We start from the raw sequence: 16,461 nt of genomic DNA, 5'->3' as shown, positions 1-16,461 counted from the left end.
GCCGCCTCCGGGTCGCCCGCGCCGGACGCGCCCACGCTGGACCCGCGACGTACGAGGACGACCTTCCGACGCGGGACGACGACGCGGAGGCGCCGGGCGGCGTCCGGGACGGAGGCGGCGACCTCGCGGACAAGACGATGCTCGACAACGCCCCGGAAGCCGACGACCCGGAAGCCGACGGCGACCCGGAAGCCGACGGCGACCCGGCGGGCGACGACCGTCCGGCGCCGCCTCCGGCCTGATCGCGGCCCGGGGACGTACCGGCCTCGCGGACCTGCAAGAATCGGGCCCATGCGCGTCTTTCTTGGAACCGATCACGCCGGCTTCGAGCTCAAGGAGCACCTGGTCTCCTGGCTGAAGGAGAACGGGCACGAGCCCGTCGACTGCGGCGCGCTCGAGTACGACGCCGCCGACGACTACCCGCCGTTCGTCCTGCGGGCGGCCGAGCGCACCGCGGCGGAGCCGGGCACCTTCGGCATCGTCCTCGGCGGTTCCGGCAACGGCGAGGTCATGGCCGCGAACAAGGTGAAGGGCGTGCGGGCGGCGCTCGTCTGGAACGAGGACGTCGCGGTCCTCGCCCGCGAGCACAACGACGCCAACGTCATCAGCATCGGCGCCCGCCAGCACGACGCCGCGACCGCGGCGCGCTTCGTCGAGCTGTTCCTCACCACCGAGTACTCCAAGGAGTCGCGCCACACCCGCCGCATCGACATGCTGACGGCCTACGAGCGGACGGGCGTCGTCCCCGGCGACGCCTGAGACCTCAGGTCCTCCCGCCGCCGCGCTTGTTCTGGCGGCGCCGCTCGTTCTTCGCGGCGCGGCTGCGCTTGGGCGCCTTGGCGGGCGCGGGAACGTCCTCCCCGGCGGGGCGGGGGCGGGAGACGTCGCGCGCCCGCATCGCCGCGTCCACCGTGATGCGCATGCCCGGCTGGCTCATCCGTCGCCTCCTCAAGTCCCGTCGCACGGGAACCGTCGTCCTCGGAATTCTCCCGAACAGGCGTCTTCTACCCGGAAATCAGGTGACTGGACCGTTACAAGGAGTGACGGGTGGCGTCGATCCCGTCCCCTGCGGGTGAATGCTCGATACAGTGCCGGAGTCATGCTTCAACGTCTGGTGCAGCGCCTGCCGCCGAGAGTGCGGGCCTTCCTGCGCAGGATCCCGATCCTCGTGGTCCTGTACCGGTTGCTGCGCCGCGGGCGGCTGACCCGAGACCGGTACGTGTTCGCGGTGCTGGCGGTGCTCGCGGTGGTGATCGGCGCGGCGACGGCGAACGACACCCGGGGGCTGGCGCCGTCGGGCGTCCTGGTGCTGATCGTGCTGGGCGGCGGGCTGCTGCTGCGGGTGCGGAGCCTGGTGGCGCTGCTGGTCATTGTGGTGGCGATGGTGGCCTTCGCGGCGTGGCACAACGGCCCGGCGATCGGCTGGGGGATGGTCGCGACGCTGGCGGTGACGGCGGTGCTGGCGCTCACGCTGGCGCGGACGCGGCAGCAGCTCGGCGTGCAGGGCCTGCGCGGGGACTCGATGCTGCTGGAGCTGCGCGACCGGCTGCGGCGGCAGGGCGAGATGCCGGAACTGCCGGACGGCTGGTCGACGCAGGTCGTGCTGCTGCAGGCGGGCGGTTCGTCGTTCGGCGGCGATTTCGTGGTGTCGGCGTGCGACGGCGACGTGCTCGAAGTGGCGCTGGTCGACGTGTCCGGCAAGGGCACGGACGCCGGGACGCGAGCGCTCATGCTTTCGGGGGCTTTCGGCGGTTTGCTTGGATCGATCCAACCTGACCGTTTTCTTCAGGCGTGCAACGTTTATCTGCAGCGCCAGCGATGGGACGAGGGGTTCGTCACCGCCGTGCACGTGGTCGTCGACCTGCGGACCGGCGAGTACACGGTCGAGTCGGCGGGGCATCCGCCGGCCGTGCAGTTCGACGCGAGCAGCGGCGCGTGGCAGGTCAGCCCGGCCAAGGGCGTGGTGCTCGGGGTCGTCCCGGAAGTGAGCACGGTCCCCGAGCGCGGACGGCTGCGGCCGGGCGACGCCCTCCTGCTCTACACCGACGGCCTGGTCGAGTCCCCCGGCCTGGACCTGGACGCCGGCATCGACCGGCTGCTCGGCGAGGCGGAACGGCTCGTCCCGCACGGGTTCCGCAAGGGCGCGCGGGAACTCGTGGAGACGATGGCCGCCGCCCGCGACGACGACTGCGCGCTCGTCCTGATCTGGCGGAGCTGACCCGCCCGGCCGGACCGTGCCTCAGTGGCGCCGGTGCCGCACCGGCGCCCGCCGCTCCCGGGCGTGGACGAACGCCGCGCGCGGCTCGCCGCGACCCTGCAGGCCCGCGATGACCGCCCAGAGCAGCGCCGTCCCCGCGGCGGCGCCCGCGCCCGCGATCAGCCGGGTGCGGGGCGACGCCCAGACGCCGGTCATGCCGAGCGGCGCGAACGTCTTCGTCGGGACGCCCGTGTCGCCGTCCGGCCCACCGCCCGAGCCGCCGTCCGAGCCGTCCGGGCCGGTCGGACGGGACGGGAACGGCTGCGGCGGCGTCGTGTGCGCGCGCGGAGGCCCGTACGGCGCCGCGGCGAGCACCGGGATCGCGCCCCGGACGGCGCCCCGGACGGCGCTCTGCACCGCGCCCGACACCGTGTCCGGGACCGAGACCGCCGCCGGGACCATGCACGGCTGCTGCTGCTCCACCAGCGTCAGCAGCAGGTCGGCGGCGCCGGGACGGGCGGCCGGGTTCTTCTCCAGCGCCGACCGGACGGCGTGGACGAGCGCGTCCGGCAGGCCGTCGAGGTCGGGTTCGCCGGTCGTGACGCGCAGCGTCGCCGGCTCGCCGCCGAACGGCATCCGCCCGGTGCCGGCGTGCGCGATGAGGCAGCCCCACGCGAAGATGTCGGCGGCCGGGGTCGCGGCGCCGCCCACGAGGATCTCCGGCGCCATCCAGCCGGGCGTGCCGAGCACCTTCCCGGACCGGCCCGCGCTGCGCGCGTCCAGGCTCCCGGCGATGCCGAAGTCGATGACGCGGCACCCGGACAGCGTGAGCATCACGTTGGCGGGCTTCAGGTCGCGGTGCACGAGCCCGGCCGCGTGGATGGCCGCGAGCGCGGACGCGACGCCGACCGCGACGCCGTGCAGGTCGCCGGCCGGCAGCGGGCCGTTCGCCGTGAGCCGGTCGTGCAGCGAGACGCCGCCCACGTAGTCGGTGACGAGGTAGGGGCGCCCGTCCTCCTCGCCGTGCGCCAGCACGCGCGCGGTGCAGAAGGACGCCACGCGGCTCGCCAGGTACGCCTCGTCCTTGAACCGCCGCCGGTAGGACGGTCGCCGGCGAGGTGCGGATGGATCGTCTTCACCGCGACGCGGCCGCCCGACTCGGGATCGGTCCCGAGGTACACGGTGCCCATGCCGCCCGAACCGAGGCGGCCGAGCAGCGGATGCCCGCCGACGACCCGGGGGTCGGCCGGTTCCAGCGGCCGGATGTCTGCGTCCATGGTGTTGTCCCGACTCCCTCACGTGTCTCCCGTCCGTCCATCCCCGCTCGTTCGCAAAATATGGCGCGTTTGTGCAGGAAGTGGCCGGAAGCTGTGGCTCGGTGTCGCCCTGAGTGCAGTGTGCTCCGCCAGGGTGGCCTGGGGGTTTCGGAGTGGTATGTGGGGATGTTTCGGTGCGCAATGGTTCGGTAACAACCTGTCCTGCGCACTCCTCCCGGGCGCTCGGCGTGCGGCGGTGGCCGCCGCCGGGTACGGAAAGGGGGAGGGGCGGCCGGGGTGAAGTTCCGGGACGGCTGGACGCCCTCGCACTGGTCGGCGCGGGCCCGCGTGACCGTCATCGCGACCCTCGTCGTCGCGCTGCTGCTCTCCATCGGCGTGACCGCCTTCTACTTCATGCTGCGCCGGACCGTCCAGGGCCAGCTGCACGACCGCGGCCTCATCGTCGCCGAAGACCTGGCCGAGTACGTGCGCGCCAAAGACCCGCGCGGCCCGCTGCCGATCCGCGACCCCGACTTCTCGCTGCTGCAGGTCGTGACGCCGCGGGGCGCGCAGCTCGCGGCCAGCGACGCGCTGCACGGGCACGACCTGTCCGGCCTGGCGCCGCCCGCCCGGCCCGGCGACCACCGCACCTACATCACCGAGGTGTCCGGCGTGCCCGCGGACGTCTACGTCGTCGTCGAGCGGGTCGGGACCCCGGACGGTCCCCGCATCGTCTACGCGGGCGCGCCGATCTCCCTCTACTCGATGAGCCAGGGCTACTTCATCGGGGGACTCGCCGCCGCCGTCGTGCTCGGGACGGCGCTGGCGTCCTCGATCGTCGCGGCGGCGGTGCGGCGCGCGCTGCGGCCCGTCCGGGTGATGAGCGGGGAACTCGCGCAGATCACCGGCGGCGGGGAGGGCCGGGTGACCGTTCCCGCCCAGCACGACGAGGTGTCCGAACTGGCCCAGTCGGTGAACCTGACGCTGTTCCGGCTGGAGGAGGTCCTCGACCGGCAGCGCGCGTTCGTCGCGGACGTCTCGCACGAGCTGCGCAGCCCCATCACCGGCCTGTGCGCGCAGCTGGAGGTGGCGCTGCAGGCGCCGGAGGACGAGGACTGGCCCGCGGTCGCCCGCGCCGCCCTCGCGGACGCCGACCGACTGCACGGCATCGTGTCCGACCTGCTCATCCTCGCCCGGCTGGGGTCGGGGGTGCGGAGCGAGAAACGGCGGGTGGACCTCGGCGAGTTCGCCCGGGAGGTGGCCGGGCGGCGCCCCCGGCGGGTGCCGGTCGAGATCGACGTGCGGGGCGGCGTGCCCGTCCGGGTGGCGCCCGAGCAGATCGCCCGGGTGCTGACGAACCTGCTGGACAACGCCGAACGGCACGCGCGGTCGTGGGTGCGGGTCACGGTCGCGGTCGACGGGGACGAGGCGATGCTGGAGGTCCTCGACGACGGCACGGGCATCGCCCGGGAGGACTGGGGCCGCGTGTTCCACCGGTTCCTGCGGCTGGAGGAGGGGCGGCGCCGCGACCGCGGCGGCACCGGGCTCGGCCTGCCGATCTCCCGCGACATCGCCAGCGCGCACGGCGGCACGCTCGTCATCGCGCCGAGCGACGCGGGCGCCCGGCTCGTCATGCGCCTGCCGCTCGACTCGCCGCCCGGCGCGACCCCCGCGTGAGCGGCCGCCCGGCGTCCGGGTCATGCTGGGACATGTCCGAAGTGTGCCGGGAACGTCGTCGGAGGGAGCCGCGTGTCGGAACGGGTCGGTGCGCGCGAGCTGCTGCGCCGCGTGCTGGACGAAGGCGCGTGGACATCGTGGGACGAACCGGTGCCCGAATCCGGCGACCCGGGGCTCGCCGCCGCACGCGAGCGCAGCGGGTGCGACGAGGCGGTCGTCACCGGCGAGGGCAGGCTGCGCGGACGCCGCGTCGCGTTCGTCGTGTCGGAGTTCCGGTTCCTCGCGGGCTCGATCGGCCGCGCCACCGCGGACCGGATCGTCGCGGCCGTCGAGCGCGCCACCGCCGCCGGGCTGCCGCTGCTGGCGGCGCCGTCCTCGGGCGGCACCCGGATGCAGGAGGGCACGTCCGCGTTCGTGCAGATGGCGCGGATCACCGGCGCGGTGATGGCGCACCGCGCGGCCGGGCTGCCCTACCTCGTCTACCTGCGCCATCCGACGACCGGCGGGGTGTTCGCGTCGTGGGGGTCGCTCGGGCACGTCACGGCCGCCGAACCCGGCGCGCTGATCGGCTTCCTCGGCCCGCGCGTCTACGAGGGCCTGCACGGGGAACCGTTCCCGCCGGGCGTGCAGGTCGCCGAGAACCTCGCCGCGAAGGGCCTGCTGGACGCGGTCGTCCCCATCGACGACCTGGCCTCGATCGCCTCGAACGCCCTCGCGGTCCTGTGCGAGCGCCCGCCGGACGCCCGTCCGGACGCCGCGGAGCCGATCGTCCGCGACGACGACGCGTGGGACTCGATCGAACGCTCCCGGCGCCCCGACCGCCCGGGCGTCGCCGACCTGCTCCGGCACGGCGCGTCCGGCGTCACCCCGCTGTCGGGCACCGGGCAGGGCGAGGCCGACCCGGGGCTGCTGCTCGCACTCGCCCGGTTCGGCGCGGCACCGTGCGTCCTCGTCGGGCAGGACCGCCGGTCGCAGCGCACCGGGCACCCGCTCGGCCCGGCCGGGCTGCGCGTCGCCCGGCGCGGCATGGCGCTCGCCGCCGAACTCGGCGTCCCGCTGGTCACCGTCGTCGACACCCCGGGCGCGTCCTGTCCGCCGAGGCCGGGGAGGGCGGCCTGGCCGGGGAGATCGCCCGCTGCCTCGCCGACCTGATCACCCTCCCCGCGCCGACCCTGTGCCTGCTGCTCGGGGAGGGGACGGAAGGGCGGCGCGGCGCTCGCGCTGTTGCCCGCCGACCGCGTGCTGGTCGCCCGGCACGGCTGGCTGTCCCCGCTGCCGCCCGAGGGCGCCTCGTTGATCGTGCACCGCACCCCGGACCGGGCGCCCGAACTGGCGGCGGCCCAGGGCGTCCGCTCGTCCGACCTGCTGCGCACCGGGACCGCGGACGTGCTGCTGGACGAACTGCCGGACGCGGCCGACGAACCGGCGGCGTTCTGCCTCCGGGCGGCCGCCGCGATCGAACGCGAACTCTCCGGCCTCGCCCCGCGCGGCCGCGCCGCCCGCAGCGCGAGATACCGCTGACCCCGTCGCCCGCCGGTCGGCAGACCCGCACGGCCCGCTAGAACCGCCGCCCGGCCCCCGTCGGCTCAGAGACCCCCGGCAGAAGCAGCGCCCGAAGGGTGCTGTGCGGGAGGTGCTTGGAGTTTGCTGCGGGAGGGCAGCGCACGAAGGGCGCCGTGCGGGGGTACTTGGGGTTTGCTGCGGGAGGGCGGCGTTCGAAGGGTGCTGTGCGGGAGGCGGTGCTTGGGGTTTGCTGCGGAGGGCGGCGCCTGGGAGCCGCCGCGCGGTAGGCGGCGGCGGGGGTCGCCGCGAGCGTGCTGTCGCCGGTCACGGTCCTGTCCGGCAGTGGCTCGTCGGGCCGGGGAGTGTGAAGGCGTGGGCGACATTTGCCGTCATGGCGGGGGATGTCGGCGGGCGCTGCGATACTCGCCCGCATGTCGCCCATTCCCGCGCTCCCCGCGGACCCGGACCTTTCGACGACCTACCTCGACTGGGTGAAGGCCGCGGATCCCGCCGCCATGAGCCGGGCGACGGACGCGTTCGCCGCCATGCGCAGCGGCGGTCCCCGGCGCCTCGAGAAGCCCGGCCGGTACCTGGACGAGATGCGGGGCCGGGCGTACGGCCTGCCCGCCGCGCACCGGCCGTGGTTCCTCGACACGGTCGGGCACCGGCTGCTCGGTTCCGCGCCCCGGCACGCCGGGACGGCCTACGCCGCGGCGCGCGACGCCGAGCGGGAGGACGACCTGCCCGTGGACACCGGCTACCGGCTGGCCAACGCGCGGCTGTTCGCCGCGGCCGGGGCGCTCGGCGCCGGGTCCGTCCGCGACCATCGGGCGTGGCTGGCGGCGACGTTCCCGCCGACCGCGCGCACCGGGAGTTCGCGGCGTTCGCCGCGGGGTGGGGCGGCGGCTCCCCGCCGCCCGCGAACCTGCACACGCTCGTCCGCGCGTCCGCCAAGGCCGCCGGGCTGGGCCTCGACGCCGACGCGCAGGTGCTCGGCCGGGCGCTGGCCGGGGCACGCGGGACGGCGCTGCCCGACGGGCTGCTCGACGGCGCCGCGAAGGTGTTCGCGCAGGCCCCGCCGCCGGACGAGACCCGCGCGGCGCTCGCGGAGCTGTTCGCGCCCGTGGGCGACGGCGGCGCCTGGCTGCGGATGCTCGACGCCGCCGGGATCGTCGACGCGCTGGCGTCCGGGGACGTCCGGCCGGACGGCGGGCTCGCGGGCTGGCTCGGCCGGTTCGCCTACCTGTACAAGCACTCCCGGGCCGCGTACGGGGGCGTGACGGCGCAGCCGATGCCGGCCGAACTGTACGCGGCGCTGCCGAAGCTGGCGCCGCGCCTGAAGGCCGAGGGCACGCCCGTCGACCTGTACTCGGACGCCTACCGCTGGGCGTACTTCGACGCCGACCTCGTCGACGCGTGCCTCGCCGAGGGGGTGCGCGTCGAGGACGCCGCCGCGCAGCTGCGCCTGTGGGGCGACCGCTCCCGCCGCGACCTGCGGGCCCTCGCCGCCGACCCCGTCTTCGGCAAGCGCCTGGAGGGCACGGTCCATGCGGACCTGCTGCACGGGACGGCGATCAGCCGGGTGGGGCCGGGCGTCGAGTCGGCCGTGCACGAGCGGCTCGCCCCGCTGCTCGAACGTGCCGCGGGCGCGCCGCTCGGCGACGCGGCCCAGGCGGTCGCCGAGCTCGACGGCCACCTCGACCCGCCGACGATCGCCGCCCTGGACGGCATCGACGGCGCCCTCGCGGGGCTCGACCTGGCCGCCCCGCTCGCCCGGACGCTGCGCGCGGGCGTGCACGCCGAGCTGCACTGGCCCGCGCTGGACGAGGCGGTCGCCGAACTCGGCGAGGACGTGCGGGGCGTGACGTCCACCTGGCCCGTCCTCACCGTTTACGGGCGGGAGCGCGCCATCGCGGTCGACCATCGGGGACGGCGCGGCGCGTGCGGCTTCGCGCTGCCGGAGGACGTGCGGGTGCACAGCGTCCACTACGTCGGCGGCGACTTCCTCGTCGGCTGGTCGACGCGCCGCGACACCGTGGCCGACGAGGCGTGCTGGGCGAGCGACCCGGCGGCCGTCTTCGCACCGGACGACGTGTCCGGGATGGAGTCGTGCCGGGGACGCATGAACGCCGCGCTCGGTTTCCAGTTCGAGACGGCTGACGGCGGCCGGTACGACGGCGTGCGCGTCCTGTACCCCGGCGACCGGGACGGCGTCGCCGAAGGCGCCCAGCTCACCGACGGCACCCGCGTCTGGACCCTGGCCGAGCCCGCTCACCTCGGGCGGTGGACGGTGTTCGACCCGGCGACCGGTGAGCGTTCCGTGCCCGGCGCCGCGCTCCCGCACTTCTTCACGTCCGTCCAGCGCCCCGGCGCGCTGGACTGGGACCACGGCCGGGTGAGCCTCGTCCGCCTCCCCGACGGGGTCACCGATTCCCCGCTCGGCCAGGACGGCGCCCTCGCCGGTTTCCGCGTCATCGGCGGCCGCGCGGGCCTGAACCCGCGCCCCTGGGCGATCGAGGGTGCCGACGGCCGCCGCGCCATGTTGCCGCTGCGCGTGGGGGAGGGCCGTCCGTGGGGGATCGTCCGGATGCCCGCGGGCGCGCCGAGCTCGTCGCCGCGCAGGTCACCTGGGGCGACCTGGCGCAGATGCAGTTCTTCGACGCCGCCGAAGGCACCCTGCACTGGGAGGGGCGCGCGTTCCCCGACGCCAAGGGCGACCCTCCGGCCGACCCGCAGGACCGGCCGATGCTCCCGCCGCCCGCGTTCTGGCACTTCCTCGCGCCCCGCCACCTCGAATCGTCGCGTGCCTGCGGCGGGACGGACGAGGCCGCGGCCCGCGCGCTCCTGCGGGCCGCCGAGTCCGGCGATGTGCGGGCGGCGCTCGCCGCCGTCCTGCCCGGCGTCACCGACCCGGAGATCATCGGGGCGGTCGTGGCGACCGTGCGGCGTGCCGCGGACGTCCTGCGCCGCCGCACCGACATCTCCGGCCGCGTCCGGACGGTCCGCTCCGGCGCGGCCGTGCGGCCCGTCGCCGACGTCGCCGACCCCGACCTGATCACCGCGCTGCGCGGCCTGCTCCCCGAACTGAAGCCCTACGAGCGGTGGACCCCGTCGTCGCGGGCCGCCACGCTGACCGCGATCGCGGCCGACGGACGGTTCCTCGCGGGCGAGATCGACGACGCCACCCGGCTGTCCAGCCCGCCGGGGCGGCCGCAGGACTGGCCCGTCCTGCTCGGCTCGATCGGCGCGGCCGCCTGGCGGCTGGTCGCCCCCTCGACCCCGGACGCCGACCGCATCGCCCTCGCGGCGCTGCTGCGCACGTGGATCGGCCGGCCGTTCGCCCGTCCCGGGGCGTGGCGGCGCGGGCGCGCCTCCGGGGCCGCGCTCGCCCCGCTGTGCGCGGCGGGCGGCACCGTGCTCACCGGCATCGTCCCGTCCGCCGACGGACCGGTCGACCCGGAGCGGACGTACCCGTTCGTGCAGCGCGCCGACGCGCCCGAACCGGACGGCGCCACGGACGTCGAGACGGTGTCCACCGGCGACGACGCGTCCCGGCTCGGCCGCCTGCTCGACCTGTTCGAGGAGCACGGCCCGCTGCGGTTCGCCGAGGACGCGGTCGCGGTGTTCGCCGGACGCACCGGTGTCCGGCGGGCCGTCGCGGCGCTCGTCCTGGACGGCCTGCCGCGCCGCCGCAACCACGGCAGCGACCTCAGCACGAACTTCGAGGCGCACGACAGGATGCTGCGCGGCAAGCCGTACGCGGCGAGCAAGCTGGTCGGCGAGGAGGCGGAGGAGCTGTCGCTGCGGCTCGGCGACGCGGGACGGCGCCGCGTCCTCGCGCCGCGATCCCGGCCGACCCCGCCGAGTTGTGGACGGACGGCGGGCTCACCGCCGCCGCCGGGCGGATGGCGGACGCCCTGGCGGAGTTCGTCGCCCCCGGCCCACCCGTGGACGAGGGGGCGGCGACCAGCGCGAACGCGACCTCGGCCTGGGCACCGCGACCGCCGCCGCCCTGGCCGACCCCGGCTCGTCCGGCCTCGCCGCCGACGACCTGCGCTGCGTCGTCGTCGGCCGGGCCTGGCGCGGCCGCGGCCCCGAGCTGGGGGTGCACCCTCTTCTCGCGACGCTCCGCCGACCGCCACCGCCTCTACGACGACCCGTACACGCCGGTCGCCTCCGCGCTGGTGTGGGCGCTGACCGACCGTCCCGTCGGCGATCCCGCCGTCGCGGGCGCTCCGCGACCTGTACGCGCGGCTGCGGGCCCGGCTGGACGCCCCCGAGCTCCTCCTGCCGCTCCCGATGCCGCACTGGTTCCGCGCGGGGGCGGCGGAGGCGTTCGGCCCCGGTACCGTGCCGGTCCGCCGGACGGGCGACGACGGCCCGCTCGACGAGGTCGACCCGGACGTGACCGCCTACGACGATGGCCTCCTGATCGTCAACGCGAACGACGACCTCCAGCGGCCGATCCTGCGGCCGTCCGCGCTCGCCGACCCGTCCGTCCTCGACCGGCTGGAGCGGATCTGCGCCGAGCGCGACCTCTCCGGGCTGCTGCGCGACGTGCGCGGGATCGCGCTCCGCTACGACGGCGGGCTCGCCCGCATGGTCGCGCGGGCCGCCGACACGCCCGTCCCGTCCGGCGGGTACGAGGCGAACCCGCTGCTCGGCGTGCTCGAGCTGGTCGCCGAGGCGGCCGCGCGGACGGGACGGGCGAGGAACGGCGCCGCGCTCTACCTGCAGCTCCTCACGCTCGCCCGCCCGACGGACCGCAACGTCCGCAGGTGGAACGGCTGGACGGCCGCGCGGCACAAGAAGGCGCAGGCCGAACTCGTGCGGCTCGGCCTGGTGCTGGAGGAGAAACGCGCCCGCGCGGGCCGGAGCGCGTTCGTCCCGGGGGAGTGGACGACGGCGAAGGGGCCCGAGCTGCCGATGGAGAGGGCGAAGCTCGCCCCACACCTCGCCGCGCGTTTCGGCAAGGACATCCGGGGGCCGTTCGTCCGGTTGCTGCCGACGGCGCCGCTGCACGAGATGTTCGCCGCCGCCTGGGCGTCCCGGCCCGCCTGATCCGGCGGGTTCACGGCGCGCCGAGCGCGATGTCGTCCGGCCCGGCCACGGGCGCGGCGGCCGCGCCGAGCTCGACGTCCGTGCCGATCGGGGAGGCCGCCAGGACGTCGTGCAGCAGGTCGGCGGACCGGCCGAGCGCGGCCGGACGGTCGGGCCGGTGCCGCCGCTCGGCGAGGGCGCGCAGGGACGGCGGGGGTCAGCTCGTCGAGCGGGCGGCGGGCGAGCTCCCGCACGAACCCGGGCTCGGCCCGGACCACGGTGACGCCGCCGATCAGGCCGCCCCGGCTGCCGATCGCGAACAGGTCGGCGGCGGGGGCGGACCACAGCGCGTCCCGGTGGACGCCGATCACCGGGTGCGGGCCGCGCCGGAGTTCGAGCGTCTCGGCGCCGCGGTACGCGACGTTGCCCGGCGACAGCGAGCCGGGCGCCGCCGTGGAGAGACCGGCCAGTTCACGCCAGGCCGGGACGAACACCGGGTCGAAGAAGAAACCGGTCTCTCCGACGCCCGGCGGGACGAACGCCAGTTCGGTGAAGCCGCCGTCCTCGGTGACGCGGTACAGCCCCCGGCCGGTGACGATCCGGTCGGGGCCCGTGAAGCAGCCGCCGACGACGCCCGCCGCGGCGTAGCCGTCCGGGGCGGGGAGCCGGTCGTCCCGGACCCGGGAGTCGGCCAGGACGCGCCCGGTCGGGCCGTCGACGATGGCGCGGACGCCCGAGTCGCGGTGGTGGAACGCGATCCGGCCGGACGCCGCGTCCTCGAAGACGGTGATGGGCGGGCGCGGATCGATCGGGCCGGGCGGCGTTCCGGAGAGGCCGGAGAGAAGCGGCGCGGCGGGGTAGGGCCGCCCGTCCGGCGCGGCGCGCCCGTCCTCGGTGATCCGCCGCAGCCGGATCCCGGTTTCCGGCGTCGCCTCGACCGCCACGAGGGCGCCGGGGACGCGCGCCAGGTGGGTGGCCCGGAATCCCGGCGGAATCCGGTGCCCCGAGTTCGCGGCGAGGTCGAACCACGAGATCGCCGACCCGTCCCGGTGCCGGACGGCGATGCCCCGGGTCGTCATCCGCACGTCCGGGACGCCGTGGCCGACGTCGGTGTCCCACGACGCGAGCACGGATCCGTCGAGGGCGCTCACGAGGAGGACGGCATGGCCGTCGGTCGCGGTTCCGGCCCCCGGGATCCGCTTCGCGCAGACGACGGCCATGGCGCGGCCGTCGGGGGAGAACGCGCCCGCCAGCACCGGGCCGGGCGGCATCGGCACCTGCAGTAGGGCGGTGTCGTCGAGGGCGGTGAGGAGTTCGTCCAGGTTTTCCGGGATCGCGCGCAGCCGGGCGCGGAACGCGTCGCCGGGCCCGCCGGACCGCCGGTCGTCGGGGAGTTCCCGGACGACGCGTGCGGCGTCGGCGAGCGGAAGGCGCTGGGCCATCCGCCACGCCTGCTCCCACCGCCCGCCGTCGAGGAGGCCGCGCGCGAGGTCGCGGCGCTGCTCGACGTCGAGGTCGGCGACGCGGTCGCGGGCGGCGACGACGCGGACGACGTCGAGGTCTCCCGCACGCAGCATCGCGTCCCGCATCCGCTCCCGGCGGTCGGGGCCGGCGCGCTCGTAGGCCGTCGCGAGCAGCGAACCGTCCGGATCGAGGGCCCGGTACCGGTCGAAGCGTCCGCCGACGAGAAAGAGTTCGGCGAGCAGGACCGGGGCGTTCGGCAGGTCGTCGCGGGCGGCGAGGAGCCCGGCGAGCGGACGGCCGCGGCCGGTGCCGGCGGCGAGCGCGGCGGCGATGCCCTCGCGCAGCAGGGACGGCTCGGACGTGCGGGCGATCCGGTCGCGGGCGAGCGCCCCCATCGGGTGGTCCGAGACGATCGCGACCTCGATCAGCAGGCCGCGGCGCTTGCCGGACAGGGCGTCGTCGTCCTCCAGGAGCGTCCGGCTCAGCCGGTTCCGGGGGCCGGACATCGGACGTCCGAAGGACATCAGCGCGGCCAGCAGTTCCGCGCGGGGATCGCCGTCGAACCAGGCGCCCCACAGGGTGTCGACGACGGTCGCGTCGCCGGCCGCGCCCGCCGCCAGCAGGTGCTCCCAGTCCCGTCCCCGGAAACCGTTCCGGGCAGCGCGCCGCAGCAGCCGTCCGGCCCGTCCCGATCGCATGATCCGTACGGTATCCGGGGCCGCTTCGCGGGGCTATGCGCGGTGTGTCCCGATCGCCCCTACCCGCCGGTACGCGGCGTCGTTACGATCGGCGGACGGTTCGCCCCCTGGAGGTATGAATGTCCGCTCTGTCCGAACGTGTGCCGCCCGCGGTCGTCGGCGGTGTGCTGCGCGGGGTGTTCGCCCTGCCCGAGCCCGTCAAGCGGCTGATCGCGGGGGAGCAGGTCCGCCGGGACGGGCAGCGGCTGTCCCTGGACGCGCAGCTCCTGCTGACGATGTCGCGGCTGGAGCGGCGCAACCTCGGCGGCGGGCGGCCCGCGGACGCCCGGCGCGGGATGGAGCGGTCGACCAAGCTGCTCGCCCGGACCCTGCCGCGGCCGGTGCAGACGCGCGACGTCGCCGCCGGGGACGTCCCGGCGCGGCTTTACACCCCGGCGGGGCTGGCGGAGGGCTCGCCGCTGCTGGTCTTCTACCACGGCGGCGGCTGGGTCATCGGCGACCTCGACACCCACGACGCGGTGTGCCGCTACCTGGCGGTGAACGCCGAGGTGCGGGTGCTGTCGGTCGGGTACCGGCTGGCGCCCGAGCACCGGTACCCGGCGGCGGCGGAGGACGCCCTGGAGGCGTGGGCGTACGCGGTGGCGCACGCGCGCGAGCTGGGCGCCGACCCGGACGCGATCGCGGTCGGCGGCGACAGCGCGGGTGGGAACCTCGCGGCGGTCGTCGGCCTGCGCGCCGAGCGCCGCCCGGACTTCGCGCTGCTGTTCTACCCGGCGACGGACATGTCGGTCAGGCGGCGGTCGCGGGAGCTGTTCGCCGAGGGGTTCTTCCTCACCGACGCCGACATGGTGTGGTTCAGCGACCACTACTGCCCCGACGAGGCCCGCCGCTCGGAACCGGACGCGTCGCCGCTGCTGGCCGCCGACGTCGCGGGATTCCCGCCGACGTACCTGGTCACGGCCGGGTTCGACCCGCTGCGCGACGAGGGCGAGGAGTTCGCGAAGCGGCTCTCGGGCGCCGGGGTGCCGGTCGCGCTGCGGCGCCAGGACGACCTCATCCACGGCTTCGCGAACATGTGGCCCCTCGGCGGGCGGTTCCGCGAGGCGATGGCGGAGGCCGCCGGGGCGCTGCGGGCGGGCGCGGCACAGGCCCGGGTCCGCTGAGCGGAACCGGGCCGTGCCCGCGGGTACGCGTCAGAGAGACAGGCCCGTGAAGACCATGACCTTCTCCTCGGTGTAGTCCTCCATCGCCGAGCGCAGCCCCTCGCGGCCGACGCCGGAGTCCTTCACGCCGCCGTACGGCATCTGGTCGGCCCGGTAGGACGGGACGTCGCCGATGACGACGCCGCCGACGTCGAGTTCGCGGTGCGCGCGGAACGCGACGTCGAGGTCGCGGGTGAAAATGCCCGCCTGCAGGCCGAACTTGGAGTCGTTGACCCGCTCGAACGCCTCGTCCGCACCGTCGACCGGCTGGACGAACATGACCGGGCCGAACACCTCCTCGCGGGCGACCTTGGCGTCGTCCGGGCGTCGGCGAGCAGCGTCGGCGCGTAGGCGGCGCCCTCGCGGGTGCCGCCCGCGAGGACCTTCGCGCCCGCCGCGACGGCCTCGTCCACCCACGCCTCGACGCGCTCGGCGGCCTCCTCGCTGACCAGCGGCCCCACCTGCGTCTTGTCGTCCCACGGGTCGCCGGTGACGAGGCTCTCGACGTTCTCCACCAGCTTCGGCAGGAACTCCTCGTAGACGGACCGGTCGACGTAGACGCGCTGCACGGCGATGCAGCTCTGCCCCGCCTGGTAGTTGGCGAACAGCCCGATCCGCTTGGCGGCCCAGTCGAGGTCGGCGTCCGGCAGGACGACCGCGGCGCCGTTCCCGCCGAGTTCCAGCGTGACGTGCTTGCGCGGCGCCCGGTCGTTGATCGACCAGCCGACCGGGACGGACCCGGTGAACGACACGATCGGCAGCCGCGGGTCGTCGACCAGGTCGGACGCGCGGTCGTTCGGCACCGTCAGCACCGACCACATCCCGGCGGGCAGGTCGGTCTCGGCGAGCAGCTCGCCGAGCAGCAGCGCCGACAGCGGGGTGGCGGGCGCGGGCTTGAGCACGATCGGGGTCCCGGCCGCGATGGCCGGGGCGATCTTGTGGGCGGCCAGGTTGAGCGGGAAGTTGAACGGGGAGATGCCGAGCACCGGGCCCTTGGGGACGCGGGTGATGTAGGCCATCCGGCCCTCGGCCGCCGGGTCGGTGTCGAGCCGCTGGGTGGTCGCGCTGAAGCGGCGGGCCTCCTCGGCGGCGAACCGGAACGTGGAGATCGCGCGGGTGACCTCGCCGCGCGCCCACAGCAGCGGCTTGCCGTTCTCGCCGGTGATCAGCCGGGCGATCTCCTCGGCCCGCTCGGCGAGCCGGGCGGACACGTGCGCGAGCGCGTCGGCGCGGACGTGCAGCGGCAGCGCCGCCGCCCGCTCGCGCGGACCGCGTCGGCCGCCGCGACGGCCTCCTCCACCTGCGCGGGAGTCGGCACCGCGACGGTCCCGACGACACGTCCGTCGTAGGGGTGCGTGACGGTCAGTTCAGCGTCACCGGTCTCGGGACGGCCGGCCAGCCAGAATGGGGTCGCGTTCATGCTG

9 protein-coding genes and 3 pseudogenes are annotated in these 16,461 nt (G+C 76.0%); 8 read left to right on the top strand and 4 right to left on the bottom strand.

Annotated elements, in window-relative coordinates:
- Positions 1–242: pseudogene (locus tag BJF79_RS56685) on the top strand (hypothetical protein); the annotation flags it as partial.
- A 49-nt stretch (positions 243–291) separates the two neighbouring features.
- Positions 292–759 carry a ribose-5-phosphate isomerase gene (locus tag BJF79_RS43905; protein WP_075906454.1) on the top strand — a complete coding sequence of 156 codons (468 nt, stop codon included), beginning with the start codon at positions 292–294 and terminating at the stop codon, positions 757–759.
- Between the two features lie 4 nt (positions 760–763).
- Here BJF79_RS43905 and BJF79_RS56680 read toward each other — a convergent pair whose 3' ends face one another.
- Positions 764–937 (bottom strand): hypothetical protein, encoded by a 174-nt coding sequence (locus BJF79_RS56680; RefSeq protein ID WP_158079479.1) that lies wholly within the window; start codon positions 935–937, stop codon positions 764–766.
- Positions 938–1,099: 162 nt separating this feature from the next.
- Here BJF79_RS56680 and BJF79_RS43900 point away from each other — a divergent pair, with 162 nt between their 5' ends.
- Positions 1,100–2,218 (top strand): PP2C family protein-serine/threonine phosphatase, encoded by a 1,119-nt coding sequence (locus BJF79_RS43900; protein ID WP_083734684.1) that lies wholly within the window; start codon positions 1,100–1,102, stop codon positions 2,216–2,218.
- Positions 2,219–2,239: 21 nt separating this feature from the next.
- On the opposite strand, the gene BJF79_RS43895 is transcribed toward BJF79_RS43900, so the two are convergent.
- Positions 2,240–3,256 carry a serine/threonine-protein kinase gene (locus tag BJF79_RS43895; RefSeq protein ID WP_158079478.1) on the bottom strand — a complete coding sequence of 339 codons (1,017 nt, stop codon included), beginning with the start codon at positions 3,254–3,256 and terminating at the stop codon, positions 2,240–2,242.
- 494 nt (positions 3,257–3,750) lie between these two features.
- Here BJF79_RS43895 and BJF79_RS43890 point away from each other — a divergent pair, with 494 nt between their 5' ends.
- The 4 genes and pseudogenes from BJF79_RS43890 (at position 3,751) to BJF79_RS56675 (ending at position 10,830) form a co-directional block, all read left to right on the top strand.
- Positions 3,751–5,130, top strand: a complete 1,380-nt coding sequence (locus tag BJF79_RS43890) for an ATP-binding protein (RefSeq protein ID WP_075906450.1) — start codon at positions 3,751–3,753, stop codon at positions 5,128–5,130.
- 72 nt (positions 5,131–5,202) lie between these two features.
- A pseudogene (locus tag BJF79_RS43885) lies at positions 5,203–6,651 on the top strand (carboxyl transferase domain-containing protein).
- Between the two features lie 814 nt (positions 6,652–7,465).
- Positions 7,466–9,688 carry a hypothetical protein gene (locus BJF79_RS43880; RefSeq protein WP_075906448.1) on the top strand — a complete coding sequence of 741 codons (2,223 nt, stop codon included), beginning with the start codon at positions 7,466–7,468 and terminating at the stop codon, positions 9,686–9,688.
- Complete coding sequence (locus BJF79_RS56675; RefSeq protein WP_158079477.1) at positions 9,574–10,830, top strand: hypothetical protein; 1,257 nt, start codon at positions 9,574–9,576, stop codon at positions 10,828–10,830. The genes BJF79_RS43880 and BJF79_RS56675 overlap by 115 nt, the downstream gene beginning before the upstream one ends.
- Positions 10,831–11,360: 530 nt before the next feature.
- Here the strand turns inward: BJF79_RS56675 and BJF79_RS43875 are convergent.
- Positions 11,361–13,835: a hypothetical protein gene (locus BJF79_RS43875; RefSeq protein ID WP_075906446.1), complete on the bottom strand. Its 2,475-nt coding sequence runs from the start codon at positions 13,833–13,835 to the stop codon at positions 11,361–11,363.
- Between the two features lie 119 nt (positions 13,836–13,954).
- Between BJF79_RS43875 and BJF79_RS43870 the strand changes: the two genes are divergently transcribed.
- Positions 13,955–14,998 carry an alpha/beta hydrolase gene (locus BJF79_RS43870; protein WP_075906444.1) on the top strand — a complete coding sequence of 348 codons (1,044 nt, stop codon included), beginning with the start codon at positions 13,955–13,957 and terminating at the stop codon, positions 14,996–14,998.
- Between the two features lie 30 nt (positions 14,999–15,028).
- Here the strand turns inward: BJF79_RS43870 and BJF79_RS43865 are convergent.
- Positions 15,029–16,457: pseudogene (locus BJF79_RS43865) on the bottom strand (aldehyde dehydrogenase family protein).
- Between the last annotated feature and the right edge of the window lie 4 nt (positions 16,458–16,461).

The organism is Actinomadura sp. CNU-125, from assembly GCF_001942465.1.
Taxonomy (GTDB): Bacteria; Actinomycetota; Actinomycetes; order Streptosporangiales; family Streptosporangiaceae; genus Spirillospora.
Note: the sequence above shows the minus strand (reverse complement) of the source record. Positions and strands in the feature narration are given on the sequence as shown.

Bases quoted from the DNA above. Each gene is read 5' to 3' on its own strand.
- BJF79_RS56680 (WP_158079479.1), bottom strand. From the start codon at position 937: ATGAGCCAGCCGGGCATGCGCATCACGGTGGACGCGGCGATGCGGGCG.
- BJF79_RS43870 (WP_075906444.1), top strand. From the start codon at position 13,955: ATGTCCGCTCTGTCCGAACGTGTGCCGCCCGCGGTCGTCGGCGGTGTG.
- BJF79_RS43905 (WP_075906454.1), top strand. From the start codon at position 292: ATGCGCGTCTTTCTTGGAACCGATCACGCCGGCTTCGAGCTCAAGGAG.
- BJF79_RS43875 (WP_075906446.1), bottom strand. From the start codon at position 13,835: ATGCGATCGGGACGGGCCGGACGGCTGCTGCGGCGCGCTGCCCGGAAC.
- BJF79_RS43900 (WP_083734684.1), top strand. From the start codon at position 1,100: ATGCTTCAACGTCTGGTGCAGCGCCTGCCGCCGAGAGTGCGGGCCTTC.